Below are 14,623 nucleotides of genomic sequence, written 5' to 3'. Positions count from 1 at the left end.
TATTGAACGCTAACTGGACCTGGTTAGGTATACAGGAATTATGCTATCAGGTGGATGGCTCGGCTCAAGAGCTGACGAAGGACGTGCCAAGCTGCGATAAGCCCGGGGTAGGTGCATGGATCCAATGAACCCGGGATCTCCGAATGGGACCTCTCCATAGTGATCAGTCATGATCGGGAACGCTCCGAATTGAAACATCTCAGTAGGAGCTGGAAAAGAAATCAAACGAGATGCCGTAAGTAACGGCGAGTGAAACCGGCACAGTTCAAACCGAATCCCTTCGGGGAAATGTGGTGTTGTAGGGCTGTTCAAAAGTCTCGCGGCAAAACCAAACTTGCCTGGAACGGCAGACCATAGAGTGTGACAGTCACGTAGGTGTAAGCCAGAAGACGGGAACATGTCCCTGAGTACCGTGCGTCGGATATCGTGCGGGAATCCGGGGGGCACCAACCTCCAAAACTAAATACTCCTTGAGACCGATAGCGAAATAGTAGGGTGACCGAACGCTGAAAAGTACCCCGAGAAGGGAGGTGCAAAGTGCCTGAAACCTGATAGTGATGGAACGATACGGCATGAAAGGATCTTTGATATGAAGGAACCACTCGCGAGAGTGTTGTACGAATATCACTGCCAGTGTCGTATCTTACGTTTTGAAGAACGGGCCAGGGAGTGTATCTTGATGGCAATGGCTAACCTTTTAATTGGGCAGCCGAAGCGAAAGCAACATGTGCGCAACCTTTACGGGTGAGGCACGACGTATACAAGTGCGTGGAGTCATCGGGGTACGACCCGAAGCCGGGTGATCTAGGCGTGGGCAGGTTGAAGCGTGGCGAAAGCTACGTGGAGGACCGCAAGCGGTATTGATCTGCAAATCATTCGTGTGACCTGCGTCTCGTAGTGAAATGCTAATCTAACCCGGCATCCGCTGGTTCCTTCCGAAACATGTCGCAGCATGACCTGACTGGAGATTGTCGGTGGAGTAGAGCACTGATTGGCGGTTCCGGGGGGGAAACCCCTCGCCCGCTTGTCAAACTCCAAACCCACTGTCATCAAAGATAGTCGGAGTCCGGACTGCTGGGGTAAGCTTGTAGTCCGTAAGGGAGACAACCCAGCCCGTGGTTAAGGTCCCCAAGTGTCGACTAAGTGTAAACACTAAAGGGCGTCCCAAGCCCAAGACAGCTGGAAGGTTAGCTTAGAAGCAGCTACCCTTCAAAGAGTGCGTAACAGCTCACCAGTCGAGGTTTGGGGCCCCGAAAATTGACGGGGCTCAAGTCGACCACCGATACCACGGAGTACCGTAAGGTAATCTCGTAGGAAGGCGTTGTGTTCGGGCTGAAGCAGGGCTGTGAAGTCCTGTGGACCGTTCACAAACGAAAATCCTGGTAATAGTAGCAGCATAGCAGGGTGAGAATCCCTGCCGCCGAAGGGGCCAGGTTTCCTCGGCAATGTTCGTCAGCCGAGGGTTAGTCGGTCCTAAGACGTACCGTAATTCGAGTACGCCAAAAGGGAAACAGGTTAATATTCCTGTACCATTTAGCACTGAGTCTGACGTCTCAGGGCAGGCCGAGCGGCGCCGTCGCGCCGTCTAAGCAGCGAATCCCGTGGAGAGCCGTAATGGCGAGAATCGGGCGAATCTGTAATGGCTCAAGTCGGCTGCACCCAGGGACCCGTGAAAAGGCAGCTAAATGTCCGTACCGAGAACTGACACAGGTGCCCCTAGCTGAAAAGGCTAAGGCGTGTCGGAGTACTTCAGTTAAGGGAATTCGGCAAATTAGCTCCGTAACTTCGGGATAAGGAGTGCCTGCTGTGAAGACAGCAGGTCGCAGTGACCAGGGGGCTCTAACTGTCTAATACCAACATAGGAGATTGCAAACCCGTAAGGGCTAGTACAATCTCTGAATCCTGCTCAGTGCAGGTACCTGAAACCCCGGTTCAACGGGAAGAAGGGCCTGTAAACAGCGGGGGTAACTATGACCCTCTTAAGGTAGCGTAGTACCTTGTCGCTTAATTGGCGACTTGCATGAATGGATCAATGAGAGCCCTACTGTCCCTAACTGGAATCCGGTGAAGCTTACATTCTAGTGCACAGTCTAGAGACCTCTAGGGGGAAGTGAAGACCCCGTGGAGCTTTACTGCAGCCTGTCGCTGGGTTGTGGTTCTGGATGTACAGAGTAGGTAGGAGGCATCGAAGCGTGTGCGCCAGCATGCGTGGAGCCACAATTGGGACACTACCCTTCTGGGACTACGACCCTAACTCTGCGAAGAGGACCCCGATAGGTGGGCAGTTTGCCTGGGGCGGGACGCCCTTGAAAAGATATCAAGGGCGCGCAATGGTTGACTCAAGTGGGTCGGAAACTCACTGAAGAGTGCAAGAGCATAAGTCAGCCTGACGTTATTCAGCACAGCAGTGGATGACGAGACGAAAGTCGGTTCTAGCGAACTTTTGAGCCTCCTTGGTGGGGGCCAAAAATGACAGAAAAGTTACCCCGGGGATAATTGAGTCGTTGCCGGCAAGAGTACATATCGACCCGGCAGCTTGCTACCTCGATGTCGGTTCTTTCCATCCTGGCCGTGCAGCAGCGGCCAAGGGTGAGGTTGTTCGCCTATTAAAGGAGATCGTGAGCTGGGTTTAGACCGTCGTGAGACAGGTCGGTTACTATCTACTAGAGGTGCACGAGGTCTGCGGGTAAGCTGCTTTTAGTACGAGAGGAACCAAGCAGCGGCGCCACTGGTGTACCGGTTGTCTGACAAGGCATCGCCGGGCAGCTACGCGCTAAGGAATAAGAGCTGAATGCATCTAAGCTCGAAATCTGACCTAAAAAGAGACCTTTTTAAGGATTCCGGTAGAAGACCGGTTTGATAGAAACGGGATGTAAGCACCAAGGCAACGAGGTGTTCAGTCCGCGTTCACTAACTATCCGTTCCTTTCCCTAATTCAGGTCCAGGCGAAATTCAGTATGCAGCACTAAACACGACTTTCATATTCCTCTATCCTTTTTATAGGTTGAGTTTGGCGGCCATAGCGGCAGGGCAACTCCTGTACCCATCCCGAACACAGAAGATAAGCCTGCCCGCGTTCCTTACTGTACTGAAGTGTGCGAGCCTTCGGGAACTCTGGATCGCTGCCAAGCTCACCTTATAATACTTTAATTTTAAAACCGATTTTTGAAATTGTTTTTTCTAATATTGTCTTTTTGAATAATTTTTTGAAATTGTACTCTTATGTCGTATTCCGATATTGTTTTCTATGATTTTTAATTCTATTTTGTTTTCTATGATTTTTAATTCTATTTTCCTGCAATTTTGTTTATCTCTTCACATTTTTTGCTTGATCGTAGTCTAAATTCTCACAAAAATAAATTCTAAAAAAGGGCGTTTTACAAATTTTCTCTGCAGGAATTTATTCGATAAATATTCTCTGGGGTACTGGGGTTTTGATCTTTTCTAAAACTCTTTTGCAGGTACCCTCAAGATCTCTAAAAAAAGTAAATTAAAAAAGGTAAATTCTATAGTTCATCTTTATTCGTAAATCTGTTGCGCCAGATAGTTCTGGATACCAATGTGACTTATCTGGTCGAGCTGGGCCTCAATCCAGTCGATATGCTCTGTTTCTTCTTTAAGGATAGACTCGAGAAGTGATTTTGTGTCATTATCTCCTATCTCAGACGCCAGACGGATACTTTCATTATAACCCTTTATAGCTCCTTCTTCGGCCCTGCGGTCGTTTTCATGCATCTCAGGCACAAAGGACCCGATGGTTATTTCGTTCAGGTTGCTGACTATGGGTCTTCCTTCGAGGAAAAGGATGCGTTCGATAAGTTTCTCGGCATGCTTCATTTCAGTAATGGCTCGCTTCTCCACTACCTCTCCCAGTCGCTTGTAATTCCAGTCTTCACACATTTCAGCATGTACAAAATACTGATTGATAGCAGTCAATTCCTCCGCTAAACGAGCATTTAGATGCTCAATCATCTTTTCATTTCCTTTCATGCATAAACCCCCTGTGCAAAAGAGATTATAGTTTGCACAATTTATAATTTATCTATTATACTTTTTAGATACTCACCTGGTACCTGAGAGCGATGTCAATCATATATCTATTTAAATATCCATTTAATTATAAAAATCGCCTAAAATTGTTAAATATCATGAAGTCTCTTATTTTTGTGGAGGATTACATATGAGTGATACTGACAGCAGGGATATATTTGACTTTAAGCTTGAAAAGTGGGTTTTAGGTGCGGATGAATGTGCTTTTGTGAACCTGAGCGCTATAGGGAAGGACAAGCCTCTAAGTCAATATTTGATGGAGTCGATCAAAAACTGGGTAAATAAAGAAGAGGTATTTTTAACGGACAAATTCATTTCCGAAATGTGCGACTTTATAAAAAGTCAGGATGAAGACCTTTACGACCGTTTAATGAAGAAATGTGCTTTAAAAGGAATAAGTGTGGGTGAAGGTATATTTGAAGCACTGAATTTATTGACCTGTGGAGCAGTAAGTGAACAGCAGTGTAGAGAGATTAGAGATAACTCATGTGATGAGTAACCTGGTCACTCTCTCTAAATGTGCTTCTGTGAAGAATTTTACTAAATTTTATTATATCTTTTTTTGCGGTCTAATATTCTTTTTGTCTGAGATCCTGTTTATCTAAAAGCAGATTTCTTTTTGACTCATGTTTAAATATGACTCATGCATATTTTTTATCGGGATATTCTATGGATTATATCGAAACATGGAAAGAGGTCATTCAAAGACCTTCTAATTTTTACCGAAAAATGCCAGTGACCGGAGGATACGCTGAGCCGCTTACTTTTGCAGCAATCAGTTATCTCATATACGGGCTTTTGAGTGCACTTTTCAACCGCGAAATGATCGGAGATATGTATGGATATGGAATAGGTTCCGGCGGTCCCGGTCTTTTTAATTCGCTCATTATCGCGATTACGTTTCCCATTACGGGTATTATTTCTGTACTCGTAGGGGCTGCAATACTTTACATAATTTATAAAGTGCTTGGTGGCAAAGGGAGCTATGAAGGTACTGTAAGGTTCATATGCTATGCGACTGCTGTGATGCTGCTTTCCTGGATCCCTTTTATCGGCTGGGTTTTCGGATTTTACGGACTATATCTTTATATTCTCGGCGGAATGATTGTACATGATGTCAGTATGGTAAAATCGGCGATAGCTGTACTCTTGCCTCTAGTCCTGATCATCTTACTGGCCGTGGCTGTAGCAGTATTTGTTCTATCCAGTACTTTTTCAACTCTTGTTTAAGCATATATCATCCGGGTGTCTCTTTTTAAGAGATAACCCAAAAATTTTTTTACTTATTTCTTAAAATTTTTTATTATTCACCTTTTCAAGCTAAATATTTATATATAAGAAATTACTTTAATTGCATCTACACGACTAAGACGTGTTCAAAAATGCCAAGATGGCGGAGCGGCTACGCAATCGCCTGCAGAGCGATACCATTCCGGTTCGAATCCGGATCTTGGCTTTTCTCTTCTAATAAACAACTCAACCTAAAAGTATATATTCAATAAAGTGCTTTAAACGAATCCACTTTGTGCCAAGGTGGCGGAGCGGCTACGCAATCGCCTGCAGAGCGATACCATTCCGGTTCGAATCCGGACCTTGGCTTTTTAAACACTTTATCTTTTTCTTTCTCATTTAAAATTTGTTTCTTTTGTCTTTTCCTGGATTTTCTCTAAATCTTTTTATCTTTAGTTGAGCTTTCTCTGGAAAATTTTTTTCTTTTTTAGCTGAGAAAACAATCACCTTTTTAATCTGGTATTTTTTATATCAAAAGAATACTAATTCTGGGCATGGACACTGACGAACTCATGCGGAGACTTTTCGAACTTTATCCCGATGGCTGCACTGTAGATGTACGGGAGCCTTTTTTTGCATTGATTTCCACTGTCATGTCACACAGAACCCGTGACGATGTGACCTACCCTGCAGCAAAGAAGCTTTTTGAAAGGTTTTCGACCCCTGAGGAAATGGTCGAAGCTAACGTTGAGGATATTGAAGAGCTCATAAGAGACGTTGGTTTTTATCGGGTCAAGGCAGGAAGGATAAAGGAAATATCCCGGATTTTACTGGAAGATTATAACGGCAAGGTCCCGGATGATATGGAGACTCTCCTTAAACTCCCTGGAGTCGGCAGAAAAACAGCTAATTGTGTACTTGCGCATGCATTCCTTAAAGAAGATGCTCTTGCCGTTGATACCCACGTCCACAGGATTTCTAACCGGCTAGGGCTGGTAGTAACAAAAAATCCCGAGGAAACGGAAATGGAATTAAAAAAGCTCCTGCCGCAAAAATACTGGAGACATGTAAATATTTTGCTTGTAAAATTCGGGCAAAATGTCTGCCGGCCCATATCTCCCAGGTGCGGGATTTGCATCCTGAATGATATCTGCCCTAAAATTCTCCTTTGATCAGGATTTCAATCCTCCTTTGATCAGGATTCCTTTACTATTTTTTCTGTGAAACTAATCTGTATAATCGAATTCATAAGGCATTGTGCATGGATAGAAAACTATTATGGGGATACGAGATTATTTATATAAAGCTGGCATTAAGCTGGCAAAAGGGTTATGCTTATCCCTTAATTCGATGACAGATTCATTTCAGGTGCACAAACATCATTCTTTACATTGTACTCTCAAAATTCAATACTCTGCACAGTGTATATCATCAGTAATCTGCATCTCACATTTACCATTTCGCGAGGTTAAACATGTTTCAGATAGGAGAAGCATTAATGGGGCAGGGCTCAGAACTTGCCCACGTTGATTTGATGATAGGAGACAAGGGAGGTCCAGTAGGGCAGGCTTTTGCAAACGGCCTTACCCAGCTTTCAGCCGGGCACACCCCTCTCCTTTCAGTTATCAGGCCAAATCTGCCGCCCAAGCCTTCAACCCTTATTATCCCGAAGGTCACTGTAAAAAACATGGACCAGGCAGCTAGGATTTTCGGACCTGCCCAGTCAGCTGTTGCAAAAGCAGTAGCAGACTCCGTAGAAGAAGGCGTGATCCCGAAGGACCAGGTTGAAGACCTTGTTATTGTGGTAAGCGTTTTTATCCACCCTGAAGCCCAGGACTACAATAAAATCTACAGGTACAACTACGGAGCCACAAAACTCGCAATAAAGAGGGCACTTGAAGGCTTCCCCGACATCGACACTGTACTTGAGGAAAGCAACAAGTCCACACATGCTATCATGGGATTCAAAGTTACAAGGCTCTGGGACCCACCATATCTACAGATTGCCTTTGACAACCCGAACCTTGAGTTCGTGCTCTCGGCTATCTCGGAAATCCCGAAGAGCGACCACGTAATCATCGAAGCAGGCACGCCACTTATCAAGCGCTACGGCACAGATGTTATTTCCAAGATCAGGCAGGTAAGACCGGATGCATTCATCGTTGCTGACTTGAAGACTCTGGACACCGGAAACCTTGAAGCCAGAATGGTTGCAGACGCCGCAGGTGACGCTATTGTAGTTTCAGCCCTTGCTCCTATCAGCACCATTGATAAACTTATTGAGGAAGCCCACAAGACCGGAATCTACGCGGTTATGGACACCCTTAATCAGCAGGATCCGATTTCTGTCTTAAAGCAGCTCAAAGTCATGCCAGATGTCATTGAGCTTCACCGTGGAATCGATATTGAAGGCACAGAACACGCCTGGGGCAATATTGGAGAAATCAAAAAGATCGCTCCAAAGGCTCTGGTTGCAGTTGCAGGTGGAGTCCGCCTCGACAAGGTTCCTGTAGCCCTCAGCCAGGGTGCTGATATCCTTGTGGTCGGACGTGCAATCACCAATGCAAAAGACGTCAGGGAAATGGCTGAACAGTTTATCAACAGCCTTAACAAGCCAGAGATTGACCAGTTCAGAGTCATGACAGACTTCTGAAAGCGTGTATTTTCACGCTTTTTTTTCTTTTTTCAGGAGGGGATTTTTTTGGGTTCACCATTCATTTTACTGAACTATAAGACTTATATACAGGGCACAGGCAAGGGCGCAGTTGATATTGCAAAAGCCTGCAAAACCGTATCCGAAGAGTCAGGTATCGAGATTGCAGTAGCTCCTCAGCTTCCGGATATTTACAGGGTAGCTTCCGAAGTTGAACTTTCGGTTTTTTCCCAGCATATGGACGGCATAGGAGCAGGAAGCTTTACAGGCCATGTTTTCGGGAAATGTATAAAAGAAGCAGGAGCTTTCGGGACTCTTATCAACCACTCTGAAAGGCGTCTGACCCTTGCGGAAATCGAAGCTTCGTTGAAAGCTGCAAAAGAGTTCGGGCTCAGGGCAGTTATATGCACCAACAACGTCCCCACAACTGCAGCAGCTGCAGCGCTTGTTCCTGATTACGTAGCAATCGAGCCACCTGAGCTTATAGGTAGCGGAATTCCTGTCTCAAAAGCCGACCCTGAAGTTGTCAGTGGTTCGGTTGAAGCGGTTTCAAAGATCAATCCTGATGTAAAAGTGCTTTGCGGAGCCGGAATTTCAAAAGGTGAAGACCTGAGGGCAGCCCTTGACCTTGGCTCGCAGGGAGTACTACTCGCATCCGGTATAGTGAAAGCTTCAGATCCTAAAGCTGCACTTGAAGACCTTATTCGGCTTGTTTAAGTCTCACTTTGTTGAATTTCAGGTTGAGCTTTAGATTTGTCTTTATTTGATGAGAGTTCTGTTATTTTCTCATCTTTTTTTCTGTTTTCTTATCTCCAGTATCAAGCAGAAGAATCGGCTTTTTTCTTTTTTATTTCTGGTTTTAAGTAATTCTTTTTTATTCATCTTTATTCTGATATTTGTATTAGCAATCTATTCTTTGTTAATAATAGTGAATATTTTATATGTTTGTGTAATATCGTATTACAAATATTGAATTATTTATGTTAACATTTTTTCACTCTATACTTGATCATTAATTAGACTGGTTATAAAATCGCTTTCATGGAGTAATTTGATGGAAACTAAGGAAATAATCAGAAACTACTGGGACCACCGCAGCGAGATCTACAGCACTGGCATTGTGGAGTACTCTGAAGAGGAAAGGATTGCCTGGAAAAATATGCTTGCTTCAAAGCTGGGCGGGAGAAAACACCTTGAGATACTTGACGTGGGCACAGGACCTGGCCAGCTTGCTCTGATGTTTGCAGAGATGGGACATCATTTAACTGCTGTCGATCTGTCTGCCAGCATGCTTGAAAAAGCCAGGAAAAATGTCTTACAGAGATCTCTTGATATTAATTTTATTCAGGGAGACGCAGAAAATTTGCAGCTTCCTGACGCACATTTCGATGTTGTGTCTAGCAAATTCCTCCTCTGGACACTTCCTGACCCGAAAAAGGCTCTCCTGGAATGGAAGAGAGTGTTGAAGAAAGACGGCATGATAATTGCTATTGATGGGGACTGGTACAGCTCCGGGATATTCCTGAAATCGATCCGTACGGTTTCCGGACTCATCCGGTCTGTAAAGGAAATAAATCGTCAAGACCCTTTTAAGAATCAATACCAGCTGATTAAAAATGATCTCCCTCTGTATAGCTTAAAACCTGATAGGGTATTCGGTTTATTGAATGATGCCGGGTTTGAGGAGATTAATATTGAAAGTATGGATTCTCTTTGCCGTTCTGCCAGGAAACACGGAAGCCTGCTGGATAAGCTCGATTATTCCCACCCGATTTATTTCATAAGGGCTGTTAAAAAGCGATCGGTTTCTGAACCTTAAAAAATCCACAGATAAATAATACGATTATAATACTCTAACATATATGAATAATAATACTCTAACATATATGAATAATAATACTCTAACATATATGAATAATAATATTCTAACATATATGAATAATAATACTCTAACATATATGAATAATAATACTCTAACATATATGAATAATAATACTCTAACACATATGAATAAAAAATAGTGCGGCTTTTTCAGCCGCTTTTCAGATTTCCTAAGGATTTTTTAGTTACTGATATGCTTCAATAAGAGGTTCAACCGCTCTTGGATCCCCTATTTCAATAAGGATCAGGGCAGTTTCATCCTTAATTTTCTGGTCTTCTGTTTTCAGGTTTTCTATCAGGGGTTCAACTGCCGTTTCTCCCATGTTGATAAGGGCTTCTCTGGCACTCACTCCAAAGTCTTTATCTCCTATTTTTTCTATAAAAAACTCTGCAGCTTCCTGGTTTTCAGTTTTACCAAGAGCAATAAGGGCTCCGTTTCTGACGTTCATATTCATGTTCTGGTTTTCATAAGTCTTTTTAAGGACATTTACAGCTTCAGGGCTTCCTATGTTCCCGAGAGCTATGGTTGCGGCTACCCTTACATCAGGTATTTCTCCCTCGTCGTTTATTACGCCAATTAATGTTTGTGTAGCCTCAGTGCCCCCTATTCCTCCAAGAGCAAGGACAGTGCTTTTTCGGACATCCACACCTGTATTCAGGCTATCTTTTCTTCTCCCTTCAGCATCCTTGCCGCTTTCCAGAATATTTTTCAGAGGTTCTACTGCTGTTTCATCCCCTATTTTACCAAGTACAAGGGCTGAATTACTCCTTACCGAAGCTCTGGTATCTCTCAGTCTTTCTATCAGATAAGGCACTGCCTCTTCTGCCTCCAATTTCCCAAGAGCTATTGCAGTGCTGCTCCTGATGTAATCCTTCCCGTTATTTTTCAATTCGTTCATCAGGGTGTTTACAGCTCTTTCATCTCCCATTTCTCCAAGTGCCATAACTGCACTGTGTCCGGCCAGAGGGTAATCCTGAGCAAGCATCTTCAGTAAAGGATCTGTTGCGGCTTTTTCCTTTTTTTGTCCAAGAGCCATCGCAGCTGAAACTCTCACGTATCCTTTTTCGCTTTTAAGAGCTTGAAGAAGTATTTCAGTTTCGTTTTCAGATTCAAATTCAAAATTTGAGAGTACAAAGGAGGTATATAGAGTGGAATTCTGTTCTTCTGCCTTGAGGGCTTCTTCAAGAAGGTCTGTATCATTTCCGTATTCACTGGTCATAGACCTTGCAAGGCTCTCTCTCATGGCTTTATCTTTTGCTTGTATAGCCAGCATAATATCTTCCGGGACTTCTCCTTTACTCTGTACACCGTCTGCTACAGCCGCATTTGAAGCTTCTTCTTTTCCAAGGTATTCAGAAATAATATTCTCCGCTCTTTTATCTCCTGTTTCAAGAAGTGCAAGAAGCATGTAACTCTTTATTTCTCCCCCCAGACTCGGGTTTTCGGCTTCCATTTTCTCAATGATAGCGCTGGCAGCTGGCTCTCCGAGGTTCCCAAGTTCAGTCGCGGCGTTTAACCTGGCTTCACTTCCATTGCCAGTTTCCAGTCTGTTCATAAGGCTTATAACCTGATTTTCTCCCGAAACTCCAGCCATTGCTGTAGTATTTACTTCGTTTCCCATACTTTCCGTAAACTTATCACTACTTAATAAAAGTGAAAAAAATATGGAAAGAGTGATAAGTGCAAATAAAAGAGAAATTTTCCATTTGACCTGGGACATTATAATTTCTATCTATTAATTGTTTATATGTATTTCTCTGTTTATTAAGCCCGGCAGAGAGAAAAACCTTTTCATTAACTGAATTTCAGGTTTTTCTCTCTTATACGGCATCCGAGACCGCAAAGAAGGGCTGTCACCTCAGTTTCAACAGAATCTGCGTCACAATCCCCAAATATACTTATTCTGTAAGTTACTCCCAATTTTTCGGCTGTACTTCCTTTTTTTTCTAGCAACGTCCCATTAACCCCTTTATAAATGTCACTGATTTTACAGTCTGCAAGATGTTTATTTGTACTCACCGCCCTGAGGACTACTTCAGGATCGGCTCCTTCAGGGATCACGACTGAAATATCCCTTACCGAATGCTCCAGGTTTTCTTTTCTCCATTCCCTTAGTTCAGCTTCCGAAAGGGGGCGAAGGTTTTCAAGCTTTAGTGTTATAAATCTGTTTTTTATATTGGGAGCAGTACCTTTTGAGACAAGTTTCATAAGAACTATCTCGTTCGGTCTAACTTTTTCCAGTCTGCCCACGTGGATATTTCCGGAATAAATATGAGAAAAACCACAGACTTTTCCTGTAGAATTCAGGATAGTTTCATATTCGATTATCCTGGAGTTGATCAGTTTGTCCGACCTGCGCAGGGCATGAGATGTGTCATCATATTTACGGGCAGCTGCTTTCATCTTTCTTACAAAGCCTTCCTCATCGTGTGCCTTCACAAGGCTGGAAAGCTCCTCACACTCTTTTATAAATGCTTCATGCACCTCAGGAACTCCAGGGTTTTCCATCTGAATCAGGGCATAGAGATAGGGATTCTGTCCCAGGATCCTGCCCACAAAGTCGAGCATTATACTGTAAACCGGGCTTACGAATTTTCTGGACTTTTTGACGTCAAAATCAAGCCTGTCAATGGTTGTGCCTATAGCAATATAAGCAAAATGAGTAAGCCCCTGCACTACTGAGACCAGCCTGTCGTGTTCCTCTGCAGTTGTGATCTCAACGTGCGCGCCGCTTTCCTCAAAAAGCTGTCTGATTACCGGAAACCATTTTTCCGAATACCCTTTTACCGGAACAAGGATTACTGTTTGCCCCCTTATTGTGGGAATTGTCGGACCAAACATGGGGTGCGTCCCAAGAATTTCAACATCTTTGGGCGCAAACTTTCTCATCGCTTCAACAGGTCCTACCTTTATTGAGGTAAAATCCATAAGAATGCTTCCAGCTTTCATTTTTGGGGCGATTTCTGCGATGGTTTCTTCTGTTGCATTGATCGGGACGGAAACTATCACTATGTCACTTTCAGGGATAACTGCCTCAAGGTCTAAAGCAAAAGGTACGTCCAGTTTTTTCGCGACTTCTATCTTGCCGCCTTTTCCCCAGACAGTAACCTCATAGCCTCTTTCTTTGAAAAAACGTGTGAACCACTGCCCCATCTCTCCGGTCCCGCCAAGGATCAGAACCTTCGTTTTTCCAGCATCGTAGTCCGTATTCAAGCTTGCAGAGCCTCCAGTACGGTCTTTTTCATAAGCTCCAGCGGAGGCTCAACCCCTGTCCAGAGCCTGAAAGCTTCTGCTCCCTGATAGACGAGCATTAAAACCCCGCTTATCGTTTTTGCTCCTGATGTCCTGGCTTCCCTTAAAAGCCTTGTCTCAAGTGGGTTATATACGATATCAAAAACTGTAAGGCCGCTGTGAAGCTCTTCTGCTGTTACAATAGTTGCGTCCGTGTTCGGGTGCATTCCGAGAGTTGTGGTATTTATCAGGACATCGGCATCCCTTAACAGTTCTTTTAATCCTGAAAGCCCGGTACCTCTGATTTTTCCCGGAAGGTCTGCAGCCGAGATTTCTCTTGCAAGTCCTACTGCCCTTTCTTCTGTCCTGTTTATTACTGTGATATCTGCACCGTCGGCTGCAAGCTGAAAAGCAACTGCCCTTGCTGCTCCTCCTGCTCCTGCGACCACCATTCTGGACCCCCTAATTTCCACTCCAGTGTCCAGAAGCGCCTGCTTTGCCCCAGGCCCGTCAGTGTTATATCCCTGGATATCTCCCTTTTTCCCGAATACCAGAGTATTCACTGCTCCAATTCTCTTTGCAAGGAGGTCAGGCTTGACGAAGTCAAGTTTTAAAGCCTTTTCTTTCAAGGGAACTGTAAGGTTAATCCCTCCAAATCCCATAGCTTCAGCTCCAAGGATCGCTTTTTCCAGCTTTTCCGGAGTGACCCTGAAAGCGTGATAGATACAGTCCATGCCAAGCGCTGAAAAAGCTGCATTATGCATGGCTGGGGAAAGGGAATGACCTACAGGGTCTCCAAATACACCAAAAACCTGCTTCATTTTAGCATTTCCATTATTCTTTTTATTTCATTTACCGGAAGCTGGCCAGGAGCTGCAGACTCATCACTTTCTATAGAAGCGTATGTAAGAACTGAACCATAAAAAGGGGCAACAACTCTTGTATGCTTTCCTTGACTGCCCATTGCAATTGTGCACACGGATTTTCCTGCATCTTTAAAGTCCAGAGTAACTCTCAGCAGGTTAAGGGTATCTTCCACTGACAGGGGCATAACTGCAAGTTTGGCAATATCTGCACCTGCAAGAAACATTTCTTCAATAATTGTCCTCATGTTCTGGAGGGGAGGGGTTTTCAAAAAGTCATGGGAAGAGACAATTACAGCTGTTCCCCGGTCCTTAGCCGCTTTAATAACCCTGTTTCTTTCTTTCATGCCGGCAGAAAGTTCGATATCAATCGCATCCGGGCCATCTTTTAAAGAAAGAAGATTTATAAGAAGTTCTGTTCTATCTTCTTCTTTTCCATCCCACTTTCCTCCTTCCGCTCCCGAACGGCTGGTAACAATTATGGGAAGCCCGGTTTCGGCTTTTATTTCCCTTATCATCTCTGCAGCTCTCTCAGGATTCCTTATCCCAAGCAGGTCCAGCCGGATTTCAAGGATATCAGCTCCTTTTTCGGCTGCCTTCTTTGAATTTTCAAGGGGTTTCTCAAGAATTACTGCAACAACTGCAGTTTTCTTTTCAAGATCAAACGAGCCTATTTGAGTCATGCTTTCTCCGAACCGGGAGTAGAAATCTGCT

11 protein-coding genes, 2 tRNA genes and 2 rRNA genes are annotated in these 14,623 nt (G+C 44.0%); 10 read left to right on the top strand and 5 right to left on the bottom strand.

The window, feature by feature from the left end; all coding sequences use genetic code 11:
- The first annotated feature begins 26 nt into the window (after positions 1-26).
- A 23S ribosomal RNA gene (locus M886_RS03780) occupies positions 27-2,933 on the top strand.
- A 76-nt stretch (positions 2,934-3,009) separates the two neighbouring features.
- Positions 3,010-3,131 (top strand): 5S ribosomal RNA (gene rrf / locus M886_RS03775).
- Positions 3,132-3,519: 388 nt separating this feature from the next.
- On the opposite strand, the gene bfr is transcribed toward rrf, so the two are convergent.
- Complete coding sequence (gene bfr / locus M886_RS03770; RefSeq protein ID WP_011033230.1) at positions 3,520-3,990, bottom strand: bacterioferritin; 471 nt, start codon at positions 3,988-3,990, stop codon at positions 3,520-3,522.
- Positions 3,991-4,180: 190 nt separating this feature from the next.
- Here bfr and M886_RS03765 point away from each other — a divergent pair, with 190 nt between their 5' ends.
- From M886_RS03765 to M886_RS03730, 8 genes are all read left to right on the top strand, one after another.
- On the top strand, positions 4,181-4,549 hold the full coding sequence (locus M886_RS03765) for a hypothetical protein (RefSeq protein WP_048050682.1): 369 nt from the start codon (positions 4,181-4,183) through the stop codon (positions 4,547-4,549).
- Positions 4,550-4,719: 170 nt separating this feature from the next.
- Complete coding sequence (locus M886_RS03760) at positions 4,720-5,280, top strand: YIP1 family protein (protein WP_011033228.1); 561 nt, start codon at positions 4,720-4,722, stop codon at positions 5,278-5,280.
- A 154-nt stretch (positions 5,281-5,434) separates the two neighbouring features.
- Positions 5,435-5,506 (top strand) — tRNA-Cys (locus M886_RS03755).
- Between the two features lie 71 nt (positions 5,507-5,577).
- Positions 5,578-5,649: transfer RNA gene (locus M886_RS03750), tRNA-Cys, on the top strand.
- Positions 5,650-5,834: 185 nt separating this feature from the next.
- A complete protein-coding gene (locus tag M886_RS03745; RefSeq protein ID WP_048037296.1) occupies positions 5,835-6,452 on the top strand; it encodes an endonuclease III domain-containing protein in 618 nt (205 codons plus the stop codon).
- 302 nt (positions 6,453-6,754) lie between these two features.
- Positions 6,755-7,933 (top strand): bifunctional 5,6,7,8-tetrahydromethanopterin hydro-lyase/3-hexulose-6-phosphate synthase, encoded by a 1,179-nt coding sequence (locus tag M886_RS03740; protein ID WP_048050681.1) that lies wholly within the window; start codon positions 6,755-6,757, stop codon positions 7,931-7,933.
- Between the two features lie 48 nt (positions 7,934-7,981).
- A complete protein-coding gene (gene tpiA / locus M886_RS03735) occupies positions 7,982-8,650 on the top strand; it encodes a triose-phosphate isomerase (protein WP_048039996.1) in 669 nt (222 codons plus the stop codon).
- A 337-nt stretch (positions 8,651-8,987) separates the two neighbouring features.
- Positions 8,988-9,752 (top strand): class I SAM-dependent methyltransferase, encoded by a 765-nt coding sequence (locus tag M886_RS03730; RefSeq protein ID WP_048037824.1) that lies wholly within the window; start codon positions 8,988-8,990, stop codon positions 9,750-9,752.
- A 247-nt stretch (positions 9,753-9,999) separates the two neighbouring features.
- On the opposite strand, the gene M886_RS03725 is transcribed toward M886_RS03730, so the two are convergent.
- From M886_RS03725 to aroD, 4 genes are all read right to left on the bottom strand, one after another.
- The gene (locus M886_RS03725) at positions 10,000-11,535 is read right to left on the bottom strand and encodes a HEAT repeat domain-containing protein (protein ID WP_048037826.1); all 1,536 of its coding nucleotides are present in this window, start codon (positions 11,533-11,535) and stop codon (positions 10,000-10,002) included.
- Between the two features lie 74 nt (positions 11,536-11,609).
- Entirely contained in the window at positions 11,610-13,028 is a 1,419-nt protein-coding gene (locus M886_RS03720; protein WP_011033222.1) for a prephenate dehydrogenase, read from the bottom strand.
- The gene (locus tag M886_RS03715) at positions 13,025-13,867 is read right to left on the bottom strand and encodes a shikimate dehydrogenase (protein WP_048050680.1); all 843 of its coding nucleotides are present in this window, start codon (positions 13,865-13,867) and stop codon (positions 13,025-13,027) included. The genes M886_RS03720 and M886_RS03715 overlap by 4 nt, the downstream gene beginning before the upstream one ends.
- Positions 13,864-14,592 (bottom strand): type I 3-dehydroquinate dehydratase, encoded by a 729-nt coding sequence (gene aroD / locus M886_RS03710; protein ID WP_048050679.1) that lies wholly within the window; start codon positions 14,590-14,592, stop codon positions 13,864-13,866. The genes M886_RS03715 and aroD overlap by 4 nt, the downstream gene beginning before the upstream one ends.
- Positions 14,593-14,623 lie beyond the last annotated feature (31 nt).

It is taken from the genome of Methanosarcina soligelidi, from assembly GCF_000744315.1.
GTDB classification, from domain to species: Archaea; Halobacteriota; Methanosarcinia; order Methanosarcinales; family Methanosarcinaceae; genus Methanosarcina; species Methanosarcina mazei.
This window is presented reverse-complemented; position numbering and strand designations above follow the sequence as displayed.

What these genes read in the sequence shown, in the direction of transcription:
- bfr (WP_011033230.1), bottom strand. Translation starts at nt 3,990, where the DNA reads ATGAAAGGAAATGAAAAGATGATTGAGCATCTAAATGCTCGTTTAGCG.
- M886_RS03740 (WP_048050681.1), top strand. Translation starts at nt 6,755, where the DNA reads ATGTTTCAGATAGGAGAAGCATTAATGGGGCAGGGCTCAGAACTTGCC.
- M886_RS03765 (WP_048050682.1), top strand. Translation starts at nt 4,181, where the DNA reads ATGAGTGATACTGACAGCAGGGATATATTTGACTTTAAGCTTGAAAAG.
- M886_RS03760 (WP_011033228.1), top strand. Translation starts at nt 4,720, where the DNA reads ATGGATTATATCGAAACATGGAAAGAGGTCATTCAAAGACCTTCTAAT.
- aroD (WP_048050679.1), bottom strand. Translation starts at nt 14,592, where the DNA reads ATGACTCAAATAGGCTCGTTTGATCTTGAAAAGAAAACTGCAGTTGTT.
- M886_RS03715 (WP_048050680.1), bottom strand. Translation starts at nt 13,867, where the DNA reads ATGAAGCAGGTTTTTGGTGTATTTGGAGACCCTGTAGGTCATTCCCTT.
- M886_RS03730 (WP_048037824.1), top strand. Translation starts at nt 8,988, where the DNA reads ATGGAAACTAAGGAAATAATCAGAAACTACTGGGACCACCGCAGCGAG.
- M886_RS03745 (WP_048037296.1), top strand. Translation starts at nt 5,835, where the DNA reads ATGGACACTGACGAACTCATGCGGAGACTTTTCGAACTTTATCCCGAT.
- M886_RS03725 (WP_048037826.1), bottom strand. Translation starts at nt 11,535, where the DNA reads ATGTCCCAGGTCAAATGGAAAATTTCTCTTTTATTTGCACTTATCACT.